The sequence below is a fragment of the Streptomyces flavalbus genome (assembly GCF_042674625.1).
In the GTDB taxonomy this organism is placed as follows: Bacteria; Actinomycetota; Actinomycetes; order Streptomycetales; family Streptomycetaceae; genus Streptomyces; species Streptomyces flavalbus.
Genome location: NZ_JBHTEB010000001.1, coordinates 1,596,455 through 1,615,852, shown reverse-complemented (window position 1 = coordinate 1,615,852; position 19,398 = coordinate 1,596,455). Strand labels below are relative to the sequence as shown.

The following is a 19,398-nucleotide window of genomic DNA, read 5'->3' as shown; positions in this document are numbered from 1 at the left end:
CCGTACCACTCGGCCCACGGCGTCCCGGGCTCCGGCCCGGGGCGCCGTCCCGTGTGCGCCCGCGAGGGAAGGAAGGGACGACGCCCAAGGTGACCACCCGCGACCCGGGGCCGGGACGCGCCCCCGAACTGCTGGTGCTGCTCTGCGCCACGGCGGCGGCCCTCGCCACCGTCGCCCAGCCGTACGTCCTCGGCCGCACCCTCGACCTGCTGCTCAGCGGGAGCGACGCCGACGCCGGGCCCTGGCTCGCCCTCAGCGCCGCCCTGCTCCTCGGCGAGCTGCTCCTCGACAGCCTCACCGCGCTGTGCACCGGCCACTGCACCGCCGCCTGGACCGCCACCGTCCGCTGTCGCGCCTACGCCGGTCTGCTGGCCGCCGTCCCCGAACGCGCCCGGCCGCACCCGCCCGGCGACGTGGCCACCCGGCTCACCCTCAACGCCAGCGACGCGGGCGGCGCCCCGGCGGCCAGGGCCGCGCTCGCGGCCTCGCTCGTCACCCCGGTGGGCGCCCTCGCCGCGCTCGCCCTCGTCGACCCGTGGGTGGCCGGGTGCGTGCTCGCCGGACTGCCCGCCCTGGCGCTGGTGCTGCGCGCCTTCGCCCGCGACACCGGCGCCTCCGTGGCCGCCTACCAGCGGGTCCAGGCGCGGATCGCCGCCCGTCTCCTGGAGGCCCTCGACGGCGCCGCCACCATCGCCGCCGCCGGGACCGCTTCCCGCGAACGCGCGCGCGTGCTCGCGCCGCTGCCCGAACTCGCCGCCCTCGGCGGCCGGATGTGGACCCTGCACGGCCGGGCGCTGGCCCGCGGCGGCGTCCTGGTGCCGCTGCTGACCACCGCCGCCACCGCCGTCGGCGGACTGCGCCTCGCCGCGGGCGCCCTCAGCGTCGGCGGGCTGCTCGCCGCCTGCCGCTACGCCCAGCTCGCCGCCGGGATCGGCGGCGCGGCCACCCCGCTCGGCGCGGTCGTCCGGGGCCGCCGCGCCCGCGACCGCACCCGGGCCCTCGAGGACCTGCCCGCCCTGCCGTACGGCACCCGCGACCTGCCCCCCGACGGCCCCGGCGACCTCGAACTGCGCGGCGTGCGGGTACGGCGCGACGGCCGGACCGTCCTCAGCGCCGACGCCGTACGCCTGCCCGGCGGCAGCACCGTCGCCGTGGTCGGCCGCAGCGGCGCGGGCAAGTCCGTCCTCGCCGCCGTCGCGGGGCGGCTCGTCGACCCCGACGACGGGCAGGTGCTGCTCGACGGCGTGCCCCTCCCCGAGCTGACGCGCGAGGCGCTGCGCCGCGAGGTCGGCTACGCCTTCGAACGCCCCGTGCTCGGCGAGGGCACGGTCGCCGAGGCCGTCGCCGCCGGGCCCCGTGCCCTCACCCCCGAGCAGGTCCGGGCCGCCGTACGCGCCGCGGGCGCCGACCCCTTCGTGCGCCGACTGCCGTACGGCTACGACACCCCGCTGCCGTCCGCCCCGCTGTCCGGGGGCGAGTACCAGCGCCTCGGCCTCGCGCGGGCGTTCGCGCACGCCGGACGGCTGCTGGTGCTGGACGACGCGACCTCCAGCCTGGACACCGCCACCGAACACGCCGTGGACACCGCCCTGCGCCGCGCGGTACGCCCCGGAACCCGCCTGGTCGTGGCCCACCGCCCCTCCGCCGCCGCCCGCGCCGACCTCGTGGTCTGGCTGGCGGACGGACGGGTCCGGGCGGTCGCGCCGCACCGGGAGCTGTGGCGGCGGGCCGCGTACCGGGCGGTGTTCGGGGAGGCCGCGCCGGTGGAGGCGCGGGCGTGAAGGGGGGCCGGGCCCGCGAGCCGGACGCCGTGGCGGGGGCGTGGCGCCGCATCGCGCCCCAGGCCCGGCGGTTCCTCGCCCGCCGCACGGCGGTGCTGGCGCGGCTCGCCGTCTGGTCGGTGGCGGAGGCGGCGCAGGCGTTCGTGGTCGGGTACGGCGTCGCGCACGCCGTCGACGAGGGGTTCCTCGCCGGGGACACCCGCAGGGGCCTGCTCTGGCTCGCCGTCGCGGCGGTGGGCGTCCTGCTCGGGGCGCCGGTCGTGCGGGGCGTCTTCGCCGGGCTCGCGGGACTGACCGAGCCGTTGCGTGACGGGCTCGTACGGCGGGCCGTCGACCGCTCCCTCGCCCACGCCCTGGGCGGACCCGGCGGCGTGGACCGGGCGGCGGTGTCCCGGCTGACGAACCAGGTGGAGATCGCCCGGGACAGCTTCGCCGGGCTGGTGCTCACCCTGCGCTCGTTCGTCTTCACCGCGGCCGGTGCGCTGCTCGGGCTGCTGTCCCTGCACCCCGCGCTGCTGGCCGTCGTACTGCCGCCGCTGCTGGCCGGACTGGCGCTGTTCCTCGCCACCCTGCGGCCGATGGCGGCGGCCCAGCGGCGCGCCCTGGCCGCCGACGAGGCACTCGGCGACCACGCCGCCCGCACCCGCGCGGCCCTGCGCGACCTCACCGCCTGCGCGACCGGGCCGCGGGCGCGGCGGGAGGGCGAGGAGCGCGTCGCGTCGGCCGCCGCGACCGCGCGCGCCCTGGCCCGGTGGACCGCCCTGCGGACGACGGCGCTCGGCGTCTCCGGGCAACTCCCGGTTCTCGTCCTGCTGTTGTCCGTGCCCTGGCTGCGCGACCGGGGCGTGACCGCGGGCGCGCTGCTGGGCGCGTTCACCTACCTCGCCCAGTCGCTGCTGCCCGCGCTGCACACGCTGATGACGGCCCTCGGCACGGCGGGCGCGCGGCTGCTGGTGGTCCTGGACCGGATCGCCGTAGGGGCACCGGAACCGGAACCGGCGCCGCCCGTGGCGCCGCCGGTGCGCCGGGCCGACGCCCCCGCCGTGGAGCTGCGCGGCGTGACGTTCGCCTACGGCACCCGCGCCGAACCCGTCCTCGACGCGCTGGACCTGCGCGTGGAGGACGGGGAACGGCTCGCCGTGGTCGGGCCGAGCGGCATCGGCAAGTCGACGCTCACCCGGCTGGTCGCGGGCACGCTGGCGCCGAGCGCCGGTGAGGTGCGGGTGGCGGGGCGGCCCGTGGCCGGGCTCGGCACGGCCGAACGGGCGGCGGCGCGGGTGCTGGTGCCGCAGGAGGCGTACGTCTTCACCGGCACCGTGCGGGAGAACCTCGCCTACCTCCGCCCGGACGCCCCACCGTCCGCCGTGGCCGCCGCCGTCCACGCCCTCGGCCTGGGGCCGCTCGTGGACCGGCTGGGCGGCCTGGACGCGACGGTGGCGCCGGACGACCTCTCACCGGGCGAGCGGCAGCTCGTCGCGCTGGCCCGCGCCTACCTGTCGCCCGCCCCGCTGCTCCTCCTCGACGAGGCCACCTGCCACCTCGACCCCGCGTCGGAGGCCCGTGCGGAGGAGGCCCTGGCCCGCCGCCCGGGGACCCTGCTCCTGGTCGCCCACCGGCTCTCCACCGCCACCCGCGCCGATCGCGTCCTGGTCCTGGACGGCACCCGAGCCGACCACGGCACCCACACCGACCTCCTGGCCCGCTCGCCGCTGTACCGCGACCTGACGGGCCACTGGAACGCCCGGCCGCCCGCGGCCCGGTGACCCGGGGGCGCCGGGGTCACGTCCAGCCCGCGTTCTGCACGATCCGGATCGCGTCGACGCGGTTGCGGGCGCCCACCTTGCGGATGGCCGTGGCGAGGTAGTTGCGGACGGTGCCGCGGGAGAGGTGGAGGCGGGCGGCTATCTCGGCCACCGGGGAGCCCTGCGCCGCCAGCGACAGCACGCCCAGCTCACGGGTCGTCAGCGGCATCTCCGCGCCTTCGAGCAGCGCCACGGTCAGCGGCTCGTCGAGGTACCGCTCGCCCTTGGCGACCCGGTGCACCGCCGCGATCAGCCGCTCGGCGGAGGCGTCCTTGTCGACGAGGCCGAGGGCTCCGCCCTCGAACGCCCGGCGCAGCACCCCGGGCCGTTCCGGCGTGGTCAGTACGACCAGCCGGTCGCCCCAACGGGCCCGGAACGGCGCGCCGGGCGCCGCCTCCGGGCCCTCCAGACAGTCGCCGTCGACCACGCACACCTCCGTCTGCCAGGTGTCGTGATCGGGTACGTCCGCGCGGGGAGACAGCGACATGACCTCCAGACCCTCGTCGGATCCGAGCAGCTTCACCAGCGCGGACCGCAGTAACCCCTCGTCGTGCACCACGAGAACACGAACCATGCTCACCCCACCATGTCCGGAGGCCGTCACCCAGAGACAGCCGCTCACGCTCCCCGCGCCACCGGCCATGTGCCCTGATCCGCCCATCCGGAACACCGGGCCCATGCACACCGGGGGCCCACCGCAGCCAATCCGCCGTTCTGACCGCCCCGGACGGGCGGCGCACCGGCGGTGGGCCAGCGGGAAAACGGCGAAGACACCCACTGCGGCCGAAAGTTGTGGAGCCTGGGCCCACAACCGGACGGACGGCGTCCCACCCGCCGTCGGCGGGGAGATCCTGGCCAGCGCATCCGGCGAGCCGTCGGGGTGGCCAGGGCACATGAGGCTTGGGGGAGTGGTTTACGGGGCGTGCTCACCGGTTTCCGGCCGGAAACCGTTGCCCGGCAATCTGGCGTGAATGCACCCGCCCCGCTGGACTTTTCAGCCCCGCGGCCCAAGCGTGGGCCCGCCCGTGGGGGTGCGGCGTGCTTCCGCGCACCCCCGCCCCCGTTACGGGTCGACGCCTCGCGTGCCTTACGCCGACACCAGCAGGCGGTGTCCGCGGCGGGCGTGGGCGAGGGCCTCCGGGGTGAGCACGGGGCGCGGGACGAGGATTCCGCAGTCCGTGCAGACGGGGCCCGCTGACGGTTCGTGATCCAGGTCGTACTTCCACACGAGGCGGGCCCCGCCGCACACCGGGCAGGACCAGCCAGGCTCGCGCTCCAGCGCGGCGATGATGCGGCGCAGCACCTCGGCCAGCGGCTCACGGGGGTGCAGCCGCGGGTCGTCGCACCAGGCGACGCCGAAGCCGCCCCAGGTCATCCGGTGCCAGTCGTCCACACTGCCCGGACGGCGCAGCCCGTCGTGCTTCTCCTTCCTGCGGCGCTCGGCGAACTCCACCTCGTAGGCCAGCCACACCGCGCGCGCCTCCTCCAGCTCCTCCAGCGCGGCCACGAGCCGCACCGGGTCGGGGGAGCGGTCCTCGGGGCCGAAACCGGCCCGCGCGCAGAGATGGTCCCAGGTCGCCCTGTGGCCGTAAGGGGCGAACCGCTCAAGGCACTTGCGCAGTGAGTAGCGCCGCAGCGCCAGATCACACCGTGGGTCGCGTACCTGTCTCGCCAGACTCCGGAAACCGGCCATCGCCCTGCACCTCCGTCACACCTGCACCTGCACTTCGGTTACTCCGGTTACTTCGGCGTCGTCGTACGGACGTCGCCGAATAGACGTATCGACAACCGATTCGGCTCCCCTCCGATCCATCCGATTCCCGATGACCGCCATAAGCGGCGGTCGGCGCCGCCAAAAAGTGACGCATGTTCACCTTCAAACGCGGGGATAACCGCGGGTAACATCCGGCCCCACCCCACGTCCGTCAGGAGGTGCCATGCCTCGGCGCACCCCACGCAACGCGCTCGACAGACTGAGAACTCCCCGCGGATTCCACGGGTTCCTGAAGACGGCATCCGTATGCGTCCTCATGACCGGTCTTTTGTCGCCGCTTTCCCGAGCGGCGGCGGCCGAACCCGCCGCCCCGCAGGTCGCGGCCGTCGCCGACCACTGCGGCAACCAGTGCTCCGACATCCTGCCGCCCGGCCAGAACGGCAACGCCACCCTCGCCCAGATCCTGCTCCACCAGGTCTTCGGCAGCCGACCCGCGCACGCCGCGGACCAGCTCGGCCCCTACGCCAACCTGGCCACCGGCTACCCCAACCTGACCGGCGCCACGATCAACTCCTTCTTCAACGACGCCTCCTTCGGCGTCCCCGCCGACCAGGTCGACTCCACCGTCCGCCCCGCCGGACGCACGGACGTGACCATCGTCCGCGACAAGAAGACCGGCATACCGCACATCACGGGCACCACCCGGTACGGCACCGAGTTCGGCGCCGGGTACGCCGCCGCGCAGGACCGGCTCTGGCTGATGGACGTCTTCCGGCACGTCGGCCGCGGCCAGCTCACCGGCTTCGCCGGGGGCGCCCCCGCCAACCAGGGCCTGGAGCAGGAGTTCTGGCGCAACGCCCCGTACACCGAGGCGGACCTCCAGGCGCAGATCGAGGGCGCCGCCGCCCGGGGCGGCGAGCGCGGACAGCAGGCGCTCGCCGACGTCAAGGCGTACGTCGACGGCGTCAACGCCTACATCGACGCCTCCGACTCCGGCCGCTACTTCCCCGGCGAGTACGTCCTCACCGGCCACAAGGACTCCATCACCAACGCCGGGACCATCGAGCACTTCAAGACCACCGACCTGGTCGCGCTGGCCTCCGTCATCGGCGCCCTGTTCGGCTCCGGGGGCGGCGGCGAGGTCAACAACGCGCTGTCCCTGCTCGCCGCCCAGTCCAAGTACGGCGTCGAGGAGGGCACCCGGGTGTGGGAGTCCTTCCGGATGCGCAACGACCCGGAGGCCGTCCTCACCGTCCACGACGGCAGCTTCCCCTACGGCGCCAGGCCCGCCGACCCGCAGGGCGCCGCGCTGCCCGACCCGGGCTCGCTCCAGCGCGAGCCGCTGGTGTACGACCGCACCGGCTCCGCCGCGACCGCCAGCGCCGCCAGCACCTCCACCTCGGCCGCCGCCCAGGCCGTCAGCTCCGCCCGGCGCGGCATGTCCAACGCCCTCGTCGTCAGCGGGAAGCACACCGCGAGCGGCCACCCCGTCGCCGTCTTCGGACCGCAGACCGGCTACTTCGCGCCGCAACTGCTGATGCTCCAGGAGATCCAGGGCCCCGGCATCAGCGCCCGCGGCGCCTCCTTCGCGGGCCTCAGCTTCTACGTCGAACTCGGCCGCGGCCAGGACTACGCGTGGAGCGCCACCACCTCCGGCCAGGACATCATCGACACCTACGCCGTCGAGCTGTGCCAGGACGACTACCACTACCTCTACCGCGGCACCTGCACGGCGATGGAGAAGGTCGAGCAGAAGAACGCCTGGAAGCCCACCGTCGCCGACGGCACGGCGGCCGGGTCGTACACCATGCGCGTGTGGCGCACCAAGTACGGTCCAGTCGAGTACCGGGCCACCGTCGGCGGCAAGAAGGTCGCCTACACCTCCCTGCGCTCCTCCTTCCTGCACGAGGCCGACTCGATCATCGGCTTCCAGATGCTGAACGACCCCGACTACGTCAAGGGCCCCGCCGACTTCCAGCGGGCCACCCAGCACATCAACTACACCTTCAACTGGTTCTACGCCGACGCCGAGCACACCGCGTACTACAACAGCGGCGACAACCCGGTGCGCGCGGCCGGGGTCGACGGCGAGTTCCCGGTGTGGGCGCGGCCCGCCCACGAGTGGGCGAACTGGAACCCGGAGACCAACACCGCCTCTTACACCCCGCCGTCCGCCCACCCCAGCTCCACCGACCAGGACTACTACGTCTCCTGGAACAACGCGCAGGCCAAGGAGTACGCGGTCGCGCCCTGGGGCGACGGCTCCGTGCACCGCGGCAACCTCCTCGACGACCGGGTGAAACGGCTCGTCGCCCAGGGCGGCGTGACCCGCGCCGCGCTGGTCAAGGCGATGGCGGAGGCCGGGCTCGCGGACCTGCGCGCCGAGGACGTGCTGCCGAAGCTGCTGCGGGTGCTGAACAGCGCCCCGGTGACCGACCCGGCCGTCGCGGACGCCACGCAGAAGCTCTCCGCGTGGGTCACCTCCGGCGCCAAGCGCACCGAGACCTCCGCCGGGTCCAAGAAGTACGCCCACGCGGACGCCATCCGCATCCTGGACGCCTGGTGGCCGCTGCTGGTCAAGGCCGAGTTCGAACCCGGCCTCGGCAGCGAGCTGTTCGGCGCCTTCACCGCCAACCTGCCGGTCGACGAGGCACCGTCCGCCGCGCACGGCCCGACCGGCGCGCACGCCGGGAGCTCCTTCCAGTACGGCTGGTGGAGCTATGTCGACAAGGACGTCCGGGCCGTCCTCGGCGAGCAAGTGCGCGGCCCGCTCGCGCGGACCTACTGCGGCGGCGGCACCCTCGCGGGCTGCCGGGACGCCCTGACCAGCACCCTGAAGCAGGCCGCGGGCCGCACCGCCGCCCAGGTCTACCCGGGCGACGAGCACTGCTCGGCCGGTGACCAGTGGTGCGCCGACGCGATCATCCACCGGGCGCTCGGCGGCATCACCCAGGCCCCGATCAGTTGGCAGAACCGGCCGACCTACCAGCAGGTCGTGGAGTTCACCTCACACCGGTGAGACCGACACCGGGGTGAACCTGGCGGCGGGCCGTCATCCGACGCGGCCCGCCGCCAGCACCAGTCGGGCCAGCTCCCGGTGCACGATGTCGCTGTGCGCGCCCGCGGGCGGACCGCCCCGGCGCACCACGGCCGCCGCGTCCACGTTCACACAGCCCGACGTGGGCAGCCGCCGCTCAAGGGCCTCGGCGAGCGGCCACGCGCGCGTGCCCGGCACCGCCCTGATCCCCTCGTAGCCGAGGGCGCCCCACCGGTCCCCGAGCACCCGTCCGAGGTCGAGCGGGGCGAGGCCGCGGTCGTCGCCCGCGGTGCGGGACGCCAGCGGGTAGAACGTGCCGAGCGCCGAGTCGTGCCGGGAGTGGCAGCACACCACCGGACCGTCCACCCGCCGCTGACGGCCCGCGAGCGCGCCCTTCGCGCGCGTGTCGTGCGGCAGCCGGTCGGTGAACGCGTAGTGCGAGAACGCGCCCTGGAGCAGCGTCACCGACTTCACCGTGTCCACCCCGGCGGGCAGCCCGCGCAGCGCGAACGCCACCAGCCGCGCCCCGAAGCTGTGCCCGACGAGGTGCACGCGCACCTGCGGCGCCGCCTCCGCCAACTGCCCGAGCAGCCGCCCGAGACCGCGGGCGCCGACCGTGCCCGCGCGCCGCTTCATCGCGTGGTACGTCGCCTGGCGGAGGAGTTCCTTGGCGCCGTCCCAGGGGTTGGGCAGGGAGAAGGCGGGGCCCGGCGCGTGCCGCCCTTCGAGGTGCGCGAGTGCCGCGGCGAAGTCCTCGCACACCTCGGTGGCCGGGGCGGTGAACATGCCCGGCGCGGGCGGGGCCGCCGCCTCCGGCTCCGGCTCGGCGTCCAGGGCGAACGCCGTCCCCGTGCCCGGGTCCGCCAGCAGCCGCGCCAGCCCCGCGAACTCCGTCAGCGCCGCCTCGTCCCCGGGCCGCTGCTCCAGCAGCTCCGCCAGCCGCTCCACCACCGTGGCCCGCCCGGGGAACGTCTCCAGGAGCGCCCTGCGGGTCGCCTTGTCGAGCGCCGGGCGCCCCGGCTCCCCGGCGGCGGCGGGCCGCGGGAAGTCGGGGATCGGCTCGTCCGAGAACCGCATCGACGGCCACACCACCCCGGCGTACCCGAGCCGGGCCGTCGGCGCGAGGGACGGCATCGGCGCGAAGAAGCCGCTGTAGAGGCGGGTGGCCGTCGAACGGTCGTTGTTCCAGCCGTGCGCGAAGACCACCAGGTCCCGCACCCGCCGCGCGGCCACCCCCGCCAGCAGCCGGTCCGCGCGGCGGCCGTCCGGGTCCCCGTCCGCGTCGAAGGTCAGCTCCCAGTACGGCGTCACGCTCATCGCCGGATCCGCCATGACGGCACCTCCTCGTCACCCAGGCCGGTGCGGTGCATCGTCCTGCGGGAGGAGGGCGTTGGCCATACGCGCGGGCGGGGCAGTGGTGGCTCAGCGGCGGCTCACCGGTACAGGAGGTACTCCGCGCGCGTGCGCCGGAACGCCGCCAGCTCCTCCCGCCAGCCCGCCACCACCTCGTCGGTGTCCGCGCCCGCGTCGATCATCGTGCGCACCAGCGTGGAGCCGGTGAGCTTGTCGATCCAGTTGTCCGACCGCCAGGCGAAGCCGCTCCACACCCGCTTGGCCGTCACCAGCAGGCCGATCCCCGTGCGCACCGGGTCGAACGCCGCGCGGTCGTGCACATGGAGCTGCACCCCGCCGACCGTCCTGCCCTGGAACTTGGAGAACGTCGGCGCGAAGTACGCCTCCCTGAAGCGCACGCCCGCGAGCCCCAGCTCGTTCGCGGCGGCGGCCCAGCCGCCGTCCACGCCCTCCGCGCCCAGCAGCTCGAACGGCCTGGTCGTGCCGCGGCCCTCGGAGAGGTTGGTGCCCTCGAACAGACAGGTGCCGGAGTAGACCAGCGCGGTGTCCGGCGTGGGCATGTTCGGGCTCGGCGGCACCCAGGGCAGCCCGGAGGCGTCGTAGAAGTCCGAGCGGCGCCAGCCGGTCATCCGGACCGTCTCCAGCGGTACGGGGGTCTGGAGGAACTCCCCGTTGAACAGAAGCGCCAGCTCCGCCACCGTCATCCCGTGCGCCTGCGCGATCGGCTTCCGGCCGACGAACGTCGCGAACTCCGGGTGCAGCACCGGGCCCTCGGCGGACCGGCCGCCGACCGGGTTGGGGCGGTCCAGGACGACGAAGCGCTTGCCCGCGAGCGCGGCGGCCTCCATGCAGTCGTACAGGGTCCAGATGTACGTGTAGAAGCGGGCGCCGACGTCCTGGATGTCGAAGACGACGGTGTCCACGCCGGACGCGGTGAAGACGTCGGCGAGGGGCTGGCCGTTCTTGAGGTACGTGTCGTAGACCGGCAGGCCGGTCGCGGGGTCGTCGTAGCGGCCTTCCGAGCCGCCTGCCTGGGCGGTGCCGCGGAAGCCGTGTTCCGGGCCGAAGACGGCCCTGAGGTCGACGTTCTCGTTGGCGTGCATCACGTCGACGATGTGGCGGACGTCGCGGGTGACGCCGGTGGGGTTGGTGACGATGCCGACGCGCTCGCCGCTGAGCTGGGCGTAGTCCTGGGCGGCGAGGTTCTCGAAGCCGGTCCGCTGGGGCCTGCGGCCCTCGGCGGCGGCTGCGGTGGGGGCGGACAGGGATGCGGTCGCTGTGGCTGCTGCGAGCAGCGTTCGTCTGGACAGGCGCATGGGGGGACACGGTAGGGGGTTCTGCGGGTTGGGGGGAGGGTGCGGGTGGTGGGGGGTTGCTCGCGCCCACGCGGCGGAGCCGCACGTGTACACAGCCCCGCGCCCCTTTTCCGGCGATGCTCAACCCTTCCTTTGCAACATACCGACTGGTTAGTCTGGCCGTCTCCGGGTCGGGATCGGACATGTTGGAGGAGAGCGAATGGTGGGAGCCGTGCGGGGTGCCGGGGTGGTCGTCACCGGGGCTGGGGGTGGCATCGGGGCCGCCCTTGCGCGGCGGTTCGCCGCCGAGGGGGCCAGGGTGGTCGTCAATGACCTGGACGCCGGGAAGGCCAAGGCCGTCGCCGACGAGATCGGGGGGACCGCCGTGCCCGGGGACGCCTCCGGAATCGTCGATGCCGCCCGGGACGCGCTCGACGGGGTCGTCGACGTGTACTGCGCCAACGCCGGGGTCGCCTCCGGGGGGAGTGAGGCCGCCGAGGAGAGCGTGTGGGCGCTCGCCTGGGACGTGAACGTGATGGCGCACGTCAGGGCCGCGCAGGCGCTGCTGCCGGAGTGGCTGGAGCGGGGCTCGGGGCGGTTCGTGTCCACCGTGTCCGCCGCCGGGCTGCTCACCATGATCGGCGCCGCGCCCTACAGCGTCACCAAGCACGGCGCCTACGCCTTCGCCGAGTGGCTGTCGCTGACCTACCGGCACCGCGGGATCAAGGTGCACGCGATCTGCCCGCAGGGCGTGCGCACCGACATGCTCGCCGGGACCGGCAGCGCGGGCGACCTCGTGCTGACGCCGACCGCGATCGAGCCGGAGGCGGTCGCGGACGCGCTGTTCGCGGGCATCGACGAGGACCGCTTCCTGATCCTGCCGCACCCCGAGGTCGCCGGGTACTACCGGCACCGGGCCGCCGACCCCGAGCGCTGGCTGACCACCATGAACCACATCCAGCAGAAGTGGGAGGCCACCCGGTGACCGCCCCGGGCGGCACGACGGGCGGCACGCGGTACGCCGACCGGCCCTGGCTGGCGCTGCTCAGCGACGCCCAGCGCGCCCCCGTACACCCCGACGACTCGCTGGTGCACGCCCTGCGGCGGGTGGTGTGGGAGGCGCCCGAGCGGACCGCGCTCGCCTACTTCGACGGGCGGCTCGACTACCGCGCGGTGGACGACCTGAGCGACTCCGTCGCCGGGTACCTCGCCGGGCGCGGGGTGGCGCGCAGGGACCGGGTCGCCGTGCTGCTGCAGAACTCGCCGCAGTTCGTGCTCGCGGTGCTGGGCGCCTGGAAGGCGGGCGCGATCGTCGTGCCGGTCAACCCGATGTACAAGGCGGGCGAGGTCGCGCACGTCCTGCGGGACGGCGAGGTCGCGGCGCTGATCTGCTCCGACCGGGCCTGGGAGTCGTACCTGCGCGACACGGCGGCCGACTCCCCGGTGCACACCGTCCTCACCGCCTGCGAGCTGGACTTCCAGAGCACCGGCGACCCGCGCGTGCTGGGCTTCGAGCGGCTGCCGCGGGCATCCGACGCCGACGACCTCACCGAGGTCGCGCGGGCCGGGCACCCGGCGCCGGACGGACGTGACCCGGAGCCCGGCGAGACCGCGCTGATCAGCTACACCTCCGGCACCAGCGGCGCGCCCAAGGGCGCCACCAACACGCACGCCAACATCATGCACAACGCCGAGCGGCAGCGGGCCGGGCTCGAACTGCCCGAGCCGCCCGTCTACTTCGCGATGGCGCCGCTGTTCCACATCACCGGCATGGTCTGCCAGCTCGGCGCCTGTCTGAACAGCGCGGGCACGCTGGTGCTGGCGTACCGGTTCGAGGCGGGCGTCGTCCTCGACGCCTTCGCCGCGCACCGCCCGCACTACACCGTCGGCCCCTCCACCGCCTTCATGGCGCTGGCCGCCCACCCCGGCGTCACCCGCGACCACTTCGCCTCCTTCGAGGTCATCTCCTCCGGCGGCGCCCCGCTGCCGCCCGCCCTGGTGGAGAAGTTCCGCGCCGGGTTCGGGCCGTACATCCGCAACGGGTACGGCCTGACCGAGTGCACCGCCCCCTGCGCCGCCGTACCGCCGGGGCGTGAGTCGCCCGTGGACCCGGTGTCGGGGACGCTCGCGGTGGGCGTGCCGGGGCCCGACACCGTCGTCCGGATCGTCGACGAGCGGGGCGCCGACGTGCCCTTCGGGGAGCAGGGCGAGATCGTGGTGCGCGGGCCGCAGGTCGTGCCCGGCTACTGGCGGCGGCCGGACGCCACCGCCGAGACCTTCCCCGACGGGGAGCTGCGCACCGGCGACATCGGCTTCATGGACGCGCAGGGCTGGCTCTACGTCGTCGACCGCAAGAAGGACATGATCAACGCGTCCGGCTTCAAGGTGTGGCCCCGCGAGGTCGAGGACGTGCTCTACACCCACCCGGCGGTGCGCGAGGCCGCCGTCGTCGGGGTGCCCGACGGCTACCGCGGCGAGACCGTGAAGGCGTACATCAGCCTCCGCCCTGGGGCCACCGCCGACCCCGGCGAGCTGGCCGCGTACTGCGCGGAGCGGCTGGCCGCCTACAAGTACCCGCGGCAGGTCGAGATCCTGCCCGACTTGCCGAAGACGGCCAGTGGGAAGATCCTCCGTCGGGAACTGCGTTCACGTTCCCGCGTCAGCGAGTAGGACCTCATGGAAAGGCAGGTGGCGGCAGTGGCCAGGACAACCGGAGAGGGGGCCCCGGTCCCGCAGCGGCTCCTGGCCGCCGCCACCCGGCTCTTCGCCGAGCAGGGCTACGACCGTACGTCGGTGCAGGAGATCGTCGAGGCGGCGGGCGTCACCAAGGGCGCGCTGTACCACTACTTCGGCTCCAAGGACGACCTGCTGCACGAGGTGTACGCGCGCGTGCTGCGCCTCCAGCAGGAGCGCCTGGACGCCTACGCCGACGCCGACGAGCCGATTGAGAAGCGGGTGCGGGACGCCGCCGCCGACGTGGTGGTCACCACCATCGACAACCTCGACGACGCGTCGATCTTCTTCCGCTCCATGCACCACCTCAGCCCGGAGAAGAACAAGCAGGTCCGCGCCGAGCGGCGGCGCTACCACGAAAGGTTCCGGGCGCTGATCGAGGAGGGCCAGGAGGCGGGCGTCTTCAGCAAGGCGACCCCGGCCGACCTGGTGGTGGACTACCACTTCGGGTCCGTGCACCACCTGTCGACCTGGTACCGGCCGGACGGCCCGCTCACCCCGCAGCAGGTCGCCGACCACCTGGCCGACCTGCTGCTGCGGGCGCTGCGGCCGTAGCCACGCGGACGGCAAACGGTAAGGGGCGGTCGCCTGGGGCGATCGCCCCTTACCGCTCACAGGTACTTCTTCAGCTCCCGGCGGGCCAGCGACCGCTGGTGCACCTCGTCGGGGCCGTCCGCGAGCATCAGCGTGCGCGCGCCCGCGTACAGCTCGGCCAGCGGGAAGTCCTGGCTGACGCCGCCCGCGCCGTGCAACTGGATCGCGCGGTCGAGGATGCCGACGACCGTGCGCGGGGTGGCGATCTTGATGGCCTGGATCTCGGTGTGGGCGCCGCGGTTGCCGACGGTGTCCATCATCCACGCCGTCTTCAGCACCAGCAGTCGGAGCTGCTCGACGGCCACCCGGGCGTCCGCGATCCAGTTCTGCACCACGCCCTGCTGGGCCAGCGCCTTGCCGAACGCGGTCCGGGAGACGGCCCGCTGGCACATCAGCTCGATCGCCCGCTCGGCCATGCCGATCAGCCTCATGCAGTGGTGGATGCGGCCGGGGCCGAGCCGGGCCTGCGCGATGGCGAAGCCGCCGCCCTCCTCGCCGACCAGGTTCGACACCGGCACGCGCGCCTCGTCGAAGACCACCTCGGCGTGGCCGCCGTGGTAGTGGTCCTCGTAGCCGAACACCTGCATGGCCCGCTCCACGCGGACGCCCGGGGTGTCGCGCGGGACGAGCACCATGGACTGCTGGCGGCGGATGTCGGGCCCGTCGGGGTCCGTCTTGCCCATCACGATGAAGATCTCGCAGCGCGGGTCCATCGCGCCGGAGATGTACCACTTGCGGCCGTTGATGACGTACTCGTCGCCGTCCCGCCGGATGTGCGTGGTGATGTTGGTGGCGTCGGAGGAGGCGACCTCCGGCTCGGTCATCGCGAACGCCGAGCGGATCTCACCGGCGAGCAGCGGCTCCAGCCACCGCTTCTTCTGCTCGTCGTTCCCGAACTGGGCCAGCACCTCCATGTTCCCGGTGTCCGGCGCCGCGCAGTTGGTCGCGGTCGGCGCGAGCTGCGGGGAGCGGCCGGTGATCTCGGCGAGCGGCGCGTACTGGAGGTTCGTCAGCCCGGCGCCGTACTCGGCGTCGGGCAGGAAGAGGTTCCACAGGCCCTGGCGGCGGGCCTCGGCCTTGAGGTCCTCCACCACCCGCGGGGTCTCCCAGGGCGACGCCAGCCGGGCGCGCTGCTCGTGGGCGACGGGCTCGGCCGGGTAGACGTACTCGTCCATGAAGGCGAGCAGCTTGGCGCGCAGTTCCTCGGTGCGCGCGTCGAACGCGAAGTCCATGGCGGTCAGCCTTCCTGGGTGCGGGTCAGGGTCGTCAGGCCGTGTTCGATGAAGACCGGGACCAGCTCACCGATGCGGTCGAAGCCGCGGCCGACGGTCTGGCCCAGGGTGTAGCGGTAGTGGATGCCCTCCAGGATCACGGCGAGCTTGAACCAGGCGAACGCCGTGTACCAGGAGACCGCGGAGACGTCGCGCCCCGAGCGCGCGGCGTACCGCTCGACCAGCTCGGCGGGGCTGGGGTGGCCCGGCGCCTCGGCGGTGGTGGAGACGGGGGAGTCGGGCATCCCGAGCCGCGTGCTGTACATCACCAGCAGGCCCAGGTCGGTGAGTGGGTCACCGAGGGTGGACATCTCCCAGTCGAGGATCGCCGTGATGCGGTCCCCGGCGTCGATGAGGACGTTGTCGAGCCGGTAGTCGCCGTGCACGACCGTCGGCGCGGGGGAGTCGGGCAGCTCCCGGCCGAGGGTGGCGTGCAGTTCGTCGATGCCGGGCAGGTCGCGGTTGCGGGAGGCGTCGAGCTGCTTGCCCCAGCGGCGCAACTGGCGGTCCAGGAAGCCCTCCGGGCGGCCGAAGTCGGCGAGGCCCACCGCGGCGGGGTCCACGGCGTGCAGGTCGACCAGGGTGTCCACCAGCGACAGCGCCACCGCGCGGGTGCGCTCGGGACCCAGCGGGGCGAGCTGGTCGGCGGTGCGGTAGGGGGTGCCCTGGACGAACTCCATGACGTAGAACGGCGCTCCGAGCACCTCCTCGTCCTCGCAGAGCAGCACCGGCCGGGGCACCGGGACGTCGGTGGGGTGCAGGGCGCTGATCACCCGGTGCTCGCGCCTCATGTCGTGCGCGGTGGCCAGGACGTGGCCGAGCGGGGGGCGACGGACGACCCAGCGGCCGGTGCCGTCGGTGACGTCGTAGGTGAGGTTCGACCGTCCGCCCTCGATCAGCCGTCCGGTGAGGGGGCCACGCACCAGGCCGGGCCGCTCGCGGTCGAGCAGGCCGCGCAGCCGGTCGGGGTCGAGGCCAGGCGGGTGGTCGGGGCTCATCGTCGCTCCTGGGGACGCGTTGACAGGACGTGACCATGATGCCGACCGGTCGGTATGGCGTCCAGGGGCGGGAGCCAACGTGATCGGTGCCACGGTACGGCGACGGCCTCCCGCGCGGGAGGCCGTCAGGGGGGTGCGGGACGGGTCAGTGGTCGTCCCAGTGGCCGTCGTGCGCGGCGTGCCGGTGGCCGTCGTGGAGGTAGTCGACGTGGTCGCCGTGGGCCACGCGCGCGTGCCCGCAGCCCTCGCCGTGCCGGTGCTCGTGCGTGCCGTGGGCGGCGTGCCCGGCGGGCTCGCACTCGTCCCAGTGGCCGCGGTGCTCGCGGTGCAGGTGGCCGTCGTGGGCGTAGTCCACGTGGTCGCCGTGCGGGACCTCGGTGTGCCCGCAGCCGGGGCCGTGGGCGTGCGCGTGGGCGGCGTGTTCCTGGTGCTGCGTCGTGCTCATGGTGCTCACCTTCGGTGCGGGTGCGGTCCTGACGATCCTGGGCCGGGTCCGGCCCGGCCGCCACGCGAATGGCGCGTATCAGGTCATCCCGGTTGCACGGGGCCCGGGTTCCCCGGAGGGTCGGTGGCATGAAGGCGATCAGTTACAGCCGGTACGGCGGTCCCGAGGTGCTGGAGTACGGCGAGCGGCCCGAGCCCACGGTCGGCCCCGACAGCGTGCTGGTGAAGGTGCGGGCGGCGGCCGTGAACCCCGTCGACTGGAAGTGCCGGGAGGGGTACCTGGACGGCACTCTTGACACCGTGTTCCCGGTCATCCCCGGCTGGGACGTGTCCGGGGTCGTGGTGCAGCCGGGCGCCGCGGTCAGCGAGTTCACCGTCGGTGACGAGGTCATCGGGTACGTCCGGGAGGACTTCCTCTCCCGCGGCACCTTCGCCGAGTACGTCGCCGCCCCCGTGCGCACCCTCGCCCGCAAGCCCCGCAACCTCACCTACGAACAGGCCGCCGGGCTGCCGCTGACCGGCCTCACCGCCTACCAGGTGCTGGTCAAGCGGCTTCAGGTCAAGCGCGGTGAGACGGTGCTCGTGCACGCCGCGGCCGGGGGCGTCGGCTCCCTCGCCGTCCAGTTGGGCCGCCATCTCGGCGCCCGGGTGATCGGCACGGCGAGCGAGGCCAACCACGACTTCGTCCGGGAGCTGGGCGGGGAGCCGGTGACCTACGGTGACGGGCTGGCCGAGCGAGTGCGGGGGCTGGCGCCGGAGGGCGTGGACGCGGCCTTCGACACCATCGGCGGGGAGACCACCAAGACCTCCGCGAACCTGCTCGCCCCCGAGGGCCGGTTGGTCTCCATCGCCGATCCCGAGGTGGTCGACTACGGCGGCCAGTACTACTTCGTCCGCCCCGACGCCGCGGACCTGACCCACCTGTCGGAACTCGCCGAGCAGGGCGCGCTCTCCGTGCACGTCTCCGAGACGTTCCCGCTGGAGCGGGCGGCCGACGCCCACCGCGCCAACCAGGAGGGGCGGACCAGGGGCAAGCTGGTGGTGACGGTGGAGTGGGAGGAGGCTGGGCTGTAGGACGGCGCTCCGGAACACCGCCGTCGCTACGGCCCGCTAGAACACCAGCGCCGCCGCGCACACCGCCAGCGCCACCGTGCACAGCGCCGCCGCCGCGGCGTGCCGGGGGGTGAGCGGGGCCGGGCGGGCGGCCGAGGACAGGGTGCGGATGCGGCGGTGCGCGACCAGCAGCAGCCCCAGCCACAGGGCGAGGCACAGCGCCGCCGCGACCGCCCCGGTGGCCGAGGCGCCCCCGTGCAGCGAGGTCCGCACCGCGAGGACGGCGGCGACGGTGCCCGCCAGCGTCGTACGCCGCCACGCGAGCCGGGTGCGCTCCGGCTGGAGCCCGGGGTCCCGCTCGTCGTCGGCGTCCCTCACCCGCCCCACCCCACCAGCACGATCACCACCATCGCCAGGGCCACCACCGCCACCACCACGCTGAGCAGCGCCGGGAAGCGGGACACCGGCAGGTCCTCGCCGCGGCGCATGGCGCGCTCGCAGCGCAGCCAGTGGTTGACCGCGCGCAGCGAGCACAGGACGCCCGCGGCGAGCAGCGCCAGGGCGAGTCCGGTGCGCCAGCCGCGGTTCAGGTCCGGCAGGAACTGGTCGACCGCGAAGCCGCCGCCGATCAGCGCGAGCGACGTCCGCAGCCAGGCCAGGAACGTGCGCTCGTTCGCCAGCGAGAACCGGTAGTCGGGCGTGGCGCCCTCGTCCCGGATCCGCTCCGGAGCGAACCACAGCCGGACGTTCCGTACGAATTCGATCACGCGCTGGACCCTACCCGCCCGTGCCGCGCGCCCTCAGCCGCTGGTACGCCGCCAGCCCGTCCGGCACCCACCGCCACTCCGGCAGCCGCCGCTCCAGCTCCTCCTCCGGGAGGAAGGCGTGCCAGGCGACCTCCTCCGCCTGCGGGCTGACCGGCAGGTCGCAGCGGACCTCGTACACCGCCGACCACCAGGTGCGCCCGCCGCCGCCGTCGTAGAGGAACTTGAAGAGGAACCGCGGTTGTGGCAGCCCGGACACGCCCAGCTCCTCCTCCGCCTCGCGCAGGGCGGCGGTGTCGTAGCCCTCGCCCGCGCCCACGACGCCGCCGACGAACATGTCGTACAGGGAGGGGAAGACGAGCTTGGTCGCGGTGCGCCGGTGCACGAAGATCCGGCCGTCGGCGTCCCGGGCCTGGACGAAGACGCACCGGTGGCGCAGCCCTTCGGCGTAGACCCGGCCGCGCGGCGCCTGTCCGACGACCTGGTCCCGTTCGTCGACTACGTCGAGGATCTCCTCTGCTGGGTTCATGGGCCCATCCAAGCAGGAGTAGTTCAGCCG

Annotated in this window: 17 protein-coding genes; 7 read left to right on the top strand and 10 right to left on the bottom strand. The window is 74.3% G+C overall.

Features of this window, described 5'->3' with window-relative positions; genetic code table 11:
* Nucleotides 1-89: 89 nt before the first annotated feature.
* Entirely contained in the window at nucleotides 90-1,781 is a 1,692-nt protein-coding gene (locus ACFQZ6_RS35835; protein ID WP_449334072.1) for an ATP-binding cassette domain-containing protein, read from the top strand.
* The gene (locus ACFQZ6_RS35830; protein ID WP_449334071.1) at nucleotides 1,778-3,544 is read left to right on the top strand and encodes an ATP-binding cassette domain-containing protein; all 1,767 of its coding nucleotides are present in this window, start codon (nucleotides 1,778-1,780) and stop codon (nucleotides 3,542-3,544) included. The genes ACFQZ6_RS35835 and ACFQZ6_RS35830 overlap by 4 nt, the downstream gene beginning before the upstream one ends.
* 16 nt (nucleotides 3,545-3,560) lie before the next feature.
* Here ACFQZ6_RS35830 and ACFQZ6_RS07050 read toward each other — a convergent pair whose 3' ends face one another.
* Entirely contained in the window at nucleotides 3,561-4,157 is a 597-nt protein-coding gene (locus ACFQZ6_RS07050) for a LuxR C-terminal-related transcriptional regulator (protein WP_381605718.1), read from the bottom strand.
* 513 nt (nucleotides 4,158-4,670) lie between these two features.
* Nucleotides 4,671-5,276, bottom strand: a complete 606-nt coding sequence (locus ACFQZ6_RS07045) for a hypothetical protein (RefSeq protein ID WP_381605716.1) — start codon at nucleotides 5,274-5,276, stop codon at nucleotides 4,671-4,673.
* A gap of 244 nt (nucleotides 5,277-5,520) precedes the next feature.
* Here ACFQZ6_RS07045 and ACFQZ6_RS07040 point away from each other — a divergent pair, with 244 nt between their 5' ends.
* Nucleotides 5,521-8,316: a penicillin acylase family protein gene (locus tag ACFQZ6_RS07040; protein ID WP_381605714.1), complete on the top strand. Its 2,796-nt coding sequence runs from the start codon at nucleotides 5,521-5,523 to the stop codon at nucleotides 8,314-8,316.
* A gap of 33 nt (nucleotides 8,317-8,349) precedes the next feature.
* Here ACFQZ6_RS07040 and ACFQZ6_RS07035 read toward each other — a convergent pair whose 3' ends face one another.
* Both ACFQZ6_RS07035 and ACFQZ6_RS07030 read right to left on the bottom strand, forming a co-directional pair.
* Nucleotides 8,350-9,666 carry a serine-threonine protein kinase gene (locus ACFQZ6_RS07035; RefSeq protein ID WP_381605712.1) on the bottom strand — a complete coding sequence of 439 codons (1,317 nt, stop codon included), beginning with the start codon at nucleotides 9,664-9,666 and terminating at the stop codon, nucleotides 8,350-8,352.
* Nucleotides 9,667-9,767: 101 nt separating this feature from the next.
* Nucleotides 9,768-11,003: an exo-beta-N-acetylmuramidase NamZ family protein gene (locus tag ACFQZ6_RS07030; RefSeq protein ID WP_381605710.1), complete on the bottom strand. Its 1,236-nt coding sequence runs from the start codon at nucleotides 11,001-11,003 to the stop codon at nucleotides 9,768-9,770.
* Between the two features lie 199 nt (nucleotides 11,004-11,202).
* On the opposite strand from ACFQZ6_RS07030, the gene ACFQZ6_RS07025 reads away from it, so the two are divergent.
* Genes ACFQZ6_RS07025 through ACFQZ6_RS07015 form a run of 3 tightly spaced genes read left to right on the top strand, consistent with a single transcriptional unit; the run spans nucleotide 11,203 to nucleotide 14,270 of the window.
* A complete protein-coding gene (locus ACFQZ6_RS07025) occupies nucleotides 11,203-11,967 on the top strand; it encodes an SDR family oxidoreductase (protein ID WP_381605708.1) in 765 nt (254 codons plus the stop codon).
* A complete protein-coding gene (locus tag ACFQZ6_RS07020; protein WP_381605706.1) occupies nucleotides 11,964-13,652 on the top strand; it encodes a class I adenylate-forming enzyme family protein in 1,689 nt (562 codons plus the stop codon). Before ACFQZ6_RS07025 ends, ACFQZ6_RS07020 begins: the two co-directional genes overlap by 4 nt.
* Nucleotides 13,653-13,679: 27 nt before the next feature.
* Complete coding sequence (locus ACFQZ6_RS07015; protein WP_381605704.1) at nucleotides 13,680-14,270, top strand: TetR/AcrR family transcriptional regulator; 591 nt, start codon at nucleotides 13,680-13,682, stop codon at nucleotides 14,268-14,270.
* Nucleotides 14,271-14,326: 56 nt separating this feature from the next.
* On the opposite strand, the gene ACFQZ6_RS07010 is transcribed toward ACFQZ6_RS07015, so the two are convergent.
* The 3 genes from ACFQZ6_RS07010 to ACFQZ6_RS07000 all read right to left on the bottom strand — a co-directional run bounded on the left by ACFQZ6_RS07010 (nucleotide 14,327) and on the right by ACFQZ6_RS07000 (nucleotide 17,023).
* Nucleotides 14,327-15,541, bottom strand: coding sequence for an acyl-CoA dehydrogenase family protein (locus ACFQZ6_RS07010; RefSeq protein WP_381605702.1), 1,215 nt, complete (start codon nucleotides 15,539-15,541; stop codon nucleotides 14,327-14,329).
* Between the two features lie 5 nt (nucleotides 15,542-15,546).
* Nucleotides 15,547-16,578 carry a phosphotransferase family protein gene (locus ACFQZ6_RS07005; RefSeq protein ID WP_381605700.1) on the bottom strand — a complete coding sequence of 344 codons (1,032 nt, stop codon included), beginning with the start codon at nucleotides 16,576-16,578 and terminating at the stop codon, nucleotides 15,547-15,549.
* A 145-nt stretch (nucleotides 16,579-16,723) separates the two neighbouring features.
* Nucleotides 16,724-17,023, bottom strand: coding sequence for a hypothetical protein (locus ACFQZ6_RS07000; protein WP_381605698.1), 300 nt, complete (start codon nucleotides 17,021-17,023; stop codon nucleotides 16,724-16,726).
* Nucleotides 17,024-17,151: 128 nt separating this feature from the next.
* Here ACFQZ6_RS07000 and ACFQZ6_RS06995 point away from each other — a divergent pair, with 128 nt between their 5' ends.
* Nucleotides 17,152-18,096: an NADP-dependent oxidoreductase gene (locus tag ACFQZ6_RS06995; protein WP_381605696.1), complete on the top strand. Its 945-nt coding sequence runs from the start codon at nucleotides 17,152-17,154 to the stop codon at nucleotides 18,094-18,096.
* A gap of 36 nt (nucleotides 18,097-18,132) precedes the next feature.
* Here ACFQZ6_RS06995 and ACFQZ6_RS06990 read toward each other — a convergent pair whose 3' ends face one another.
* Genes ACFQZ6_RS06990 through ACFQZ6_RS06980 form a run of 3 tightly spaced genes read right to left on the bottom strand, consistent with a single transcriptional unit; the run spans nucleotide 18,133 to nucleotide 19,368 of the window.
* A complete protein-coding gene (locus ACFQZ6_RS06990; RefSeq protein ID WP_381605695.1) occupies nucleotides 18,133-18,453 on the bottom strand; it encodes a DUF202 domain-containing protein in 321 nt (106 codons plus the stop codon).
* On the bottom strand, nucleotides 18,450-18,842 hold the full coding sequence (locus tag ACFQZ6_RS06985; RefSeq protein WP_381605693.1) for a YidH family protein: 393 nt from the start codon (nucleotides 18,840-18,842) through the stop codon (nucleotides 18,450-18,452). Before ACFQZ6_RS06985 ends, ACFQZ6_RS06990 begins: the two co-directional genes overlap by 4 nt.
* A gap of 10 nt (nucleotides 18,843-18,852) precedes the next feature.
* Nucleotides 18,853-19,368: an NUDIX domain-containing protein gene (locus ACFQZ6_RS06980; RefSeq protein ID WP_381605691.1), complete on the bottom strand. Its 516-nt coding sequence runs from the start codon at nucleotides 19,366-19,368 to the stop codon at nucleotides 18,853-18,855.
* Between the last annotated feature and the right edge of the window lie 30 nt (nucleotides 19,369-19,398).

Bases quoted from the DNA above. Each gene is read 5' to 3' on its own strand.
- ACFQZ6_RS07025 (WP_381605708.1), top strand. From the start codon at position 11,203: ATGGTGGGAGCCGTGCGGGGTGCCGGGGTGGTCGTCACCGGGGCTGGG.
- ACFQZ6_RS07050 (WP_381605718.1), bottom strand. From the start codon at position 4,157: ATGGTTCGTGTTCTCGTGGTGCACGACGAGGGGTTACTGCGGTCCGCG.
- ACFQZ6_RS07040 (WP_381605714.1), top strand. From the start codon at position 5,521: ATGCCTCGGCGCACCCCACGCAACGCGCTCGACAGACTGAGAACTCCC.
- ACFQZ6_RS06980 (WP_381605691.1), bottom strand. From the start codon at position 19,368: ATGAACCCAGCAGAGGAGATCCTCGACGTAGTCGACGAACGGGACCAG.
- ACFQZ6_RS07030 (WP_381605710.1), bottom strand. From the start codon at position 11,003: ATGCGCCTGTCCAGACGAACGCTGCTCGCAGCAGCCACAGCGACCGCA.
- ACFQZ6_RS07005 (WP_381605700.1), bottom strand. From the start codon at position 16,578: ATGAGCCCCGACCACCCGCCTGGCCTCGACCCCGACCGGCTGCGCGGC.
- ACFQZ6_RS07045 (WP_381605716.1), bottom strand. From the start codon at position 5,276: ATGGCCGGTTTCCGGAGTCTGGCGAGACAGGTACGCGACCCACGGTGT.
- ACFQZ6_RS06995 (WP_381605696.1), top strand. From the start codon at position 17,152: ATGAAGGCGATCAGTTACAGCCGGTACGGCGGTCCCGAGGTGCTGGAG.
- ACFQZ6_RS07010 (WP_381605702.1), bottom strand. From the start codon at position 15,541: ATGGACTTCGCGTTCGACGCGCGCACCGAGGAACTGCGCGCCAAGCTG.
- ACFQZ6_RS07035 (WP_381605712.1), bottom strand. From the start codon at position 9,666: ATGGCGGATCCGGCGATGAGCGTGACGCCGTACTGGGAGCTGACCTTC.
- ACFQZ6_RS07000 (WP_381605698.1), bottom strand. From the start codon at position 17,023: ATGAGCACGACGCAGCACCAGGAACACGCCGCCCACGCGCACGCCCAC.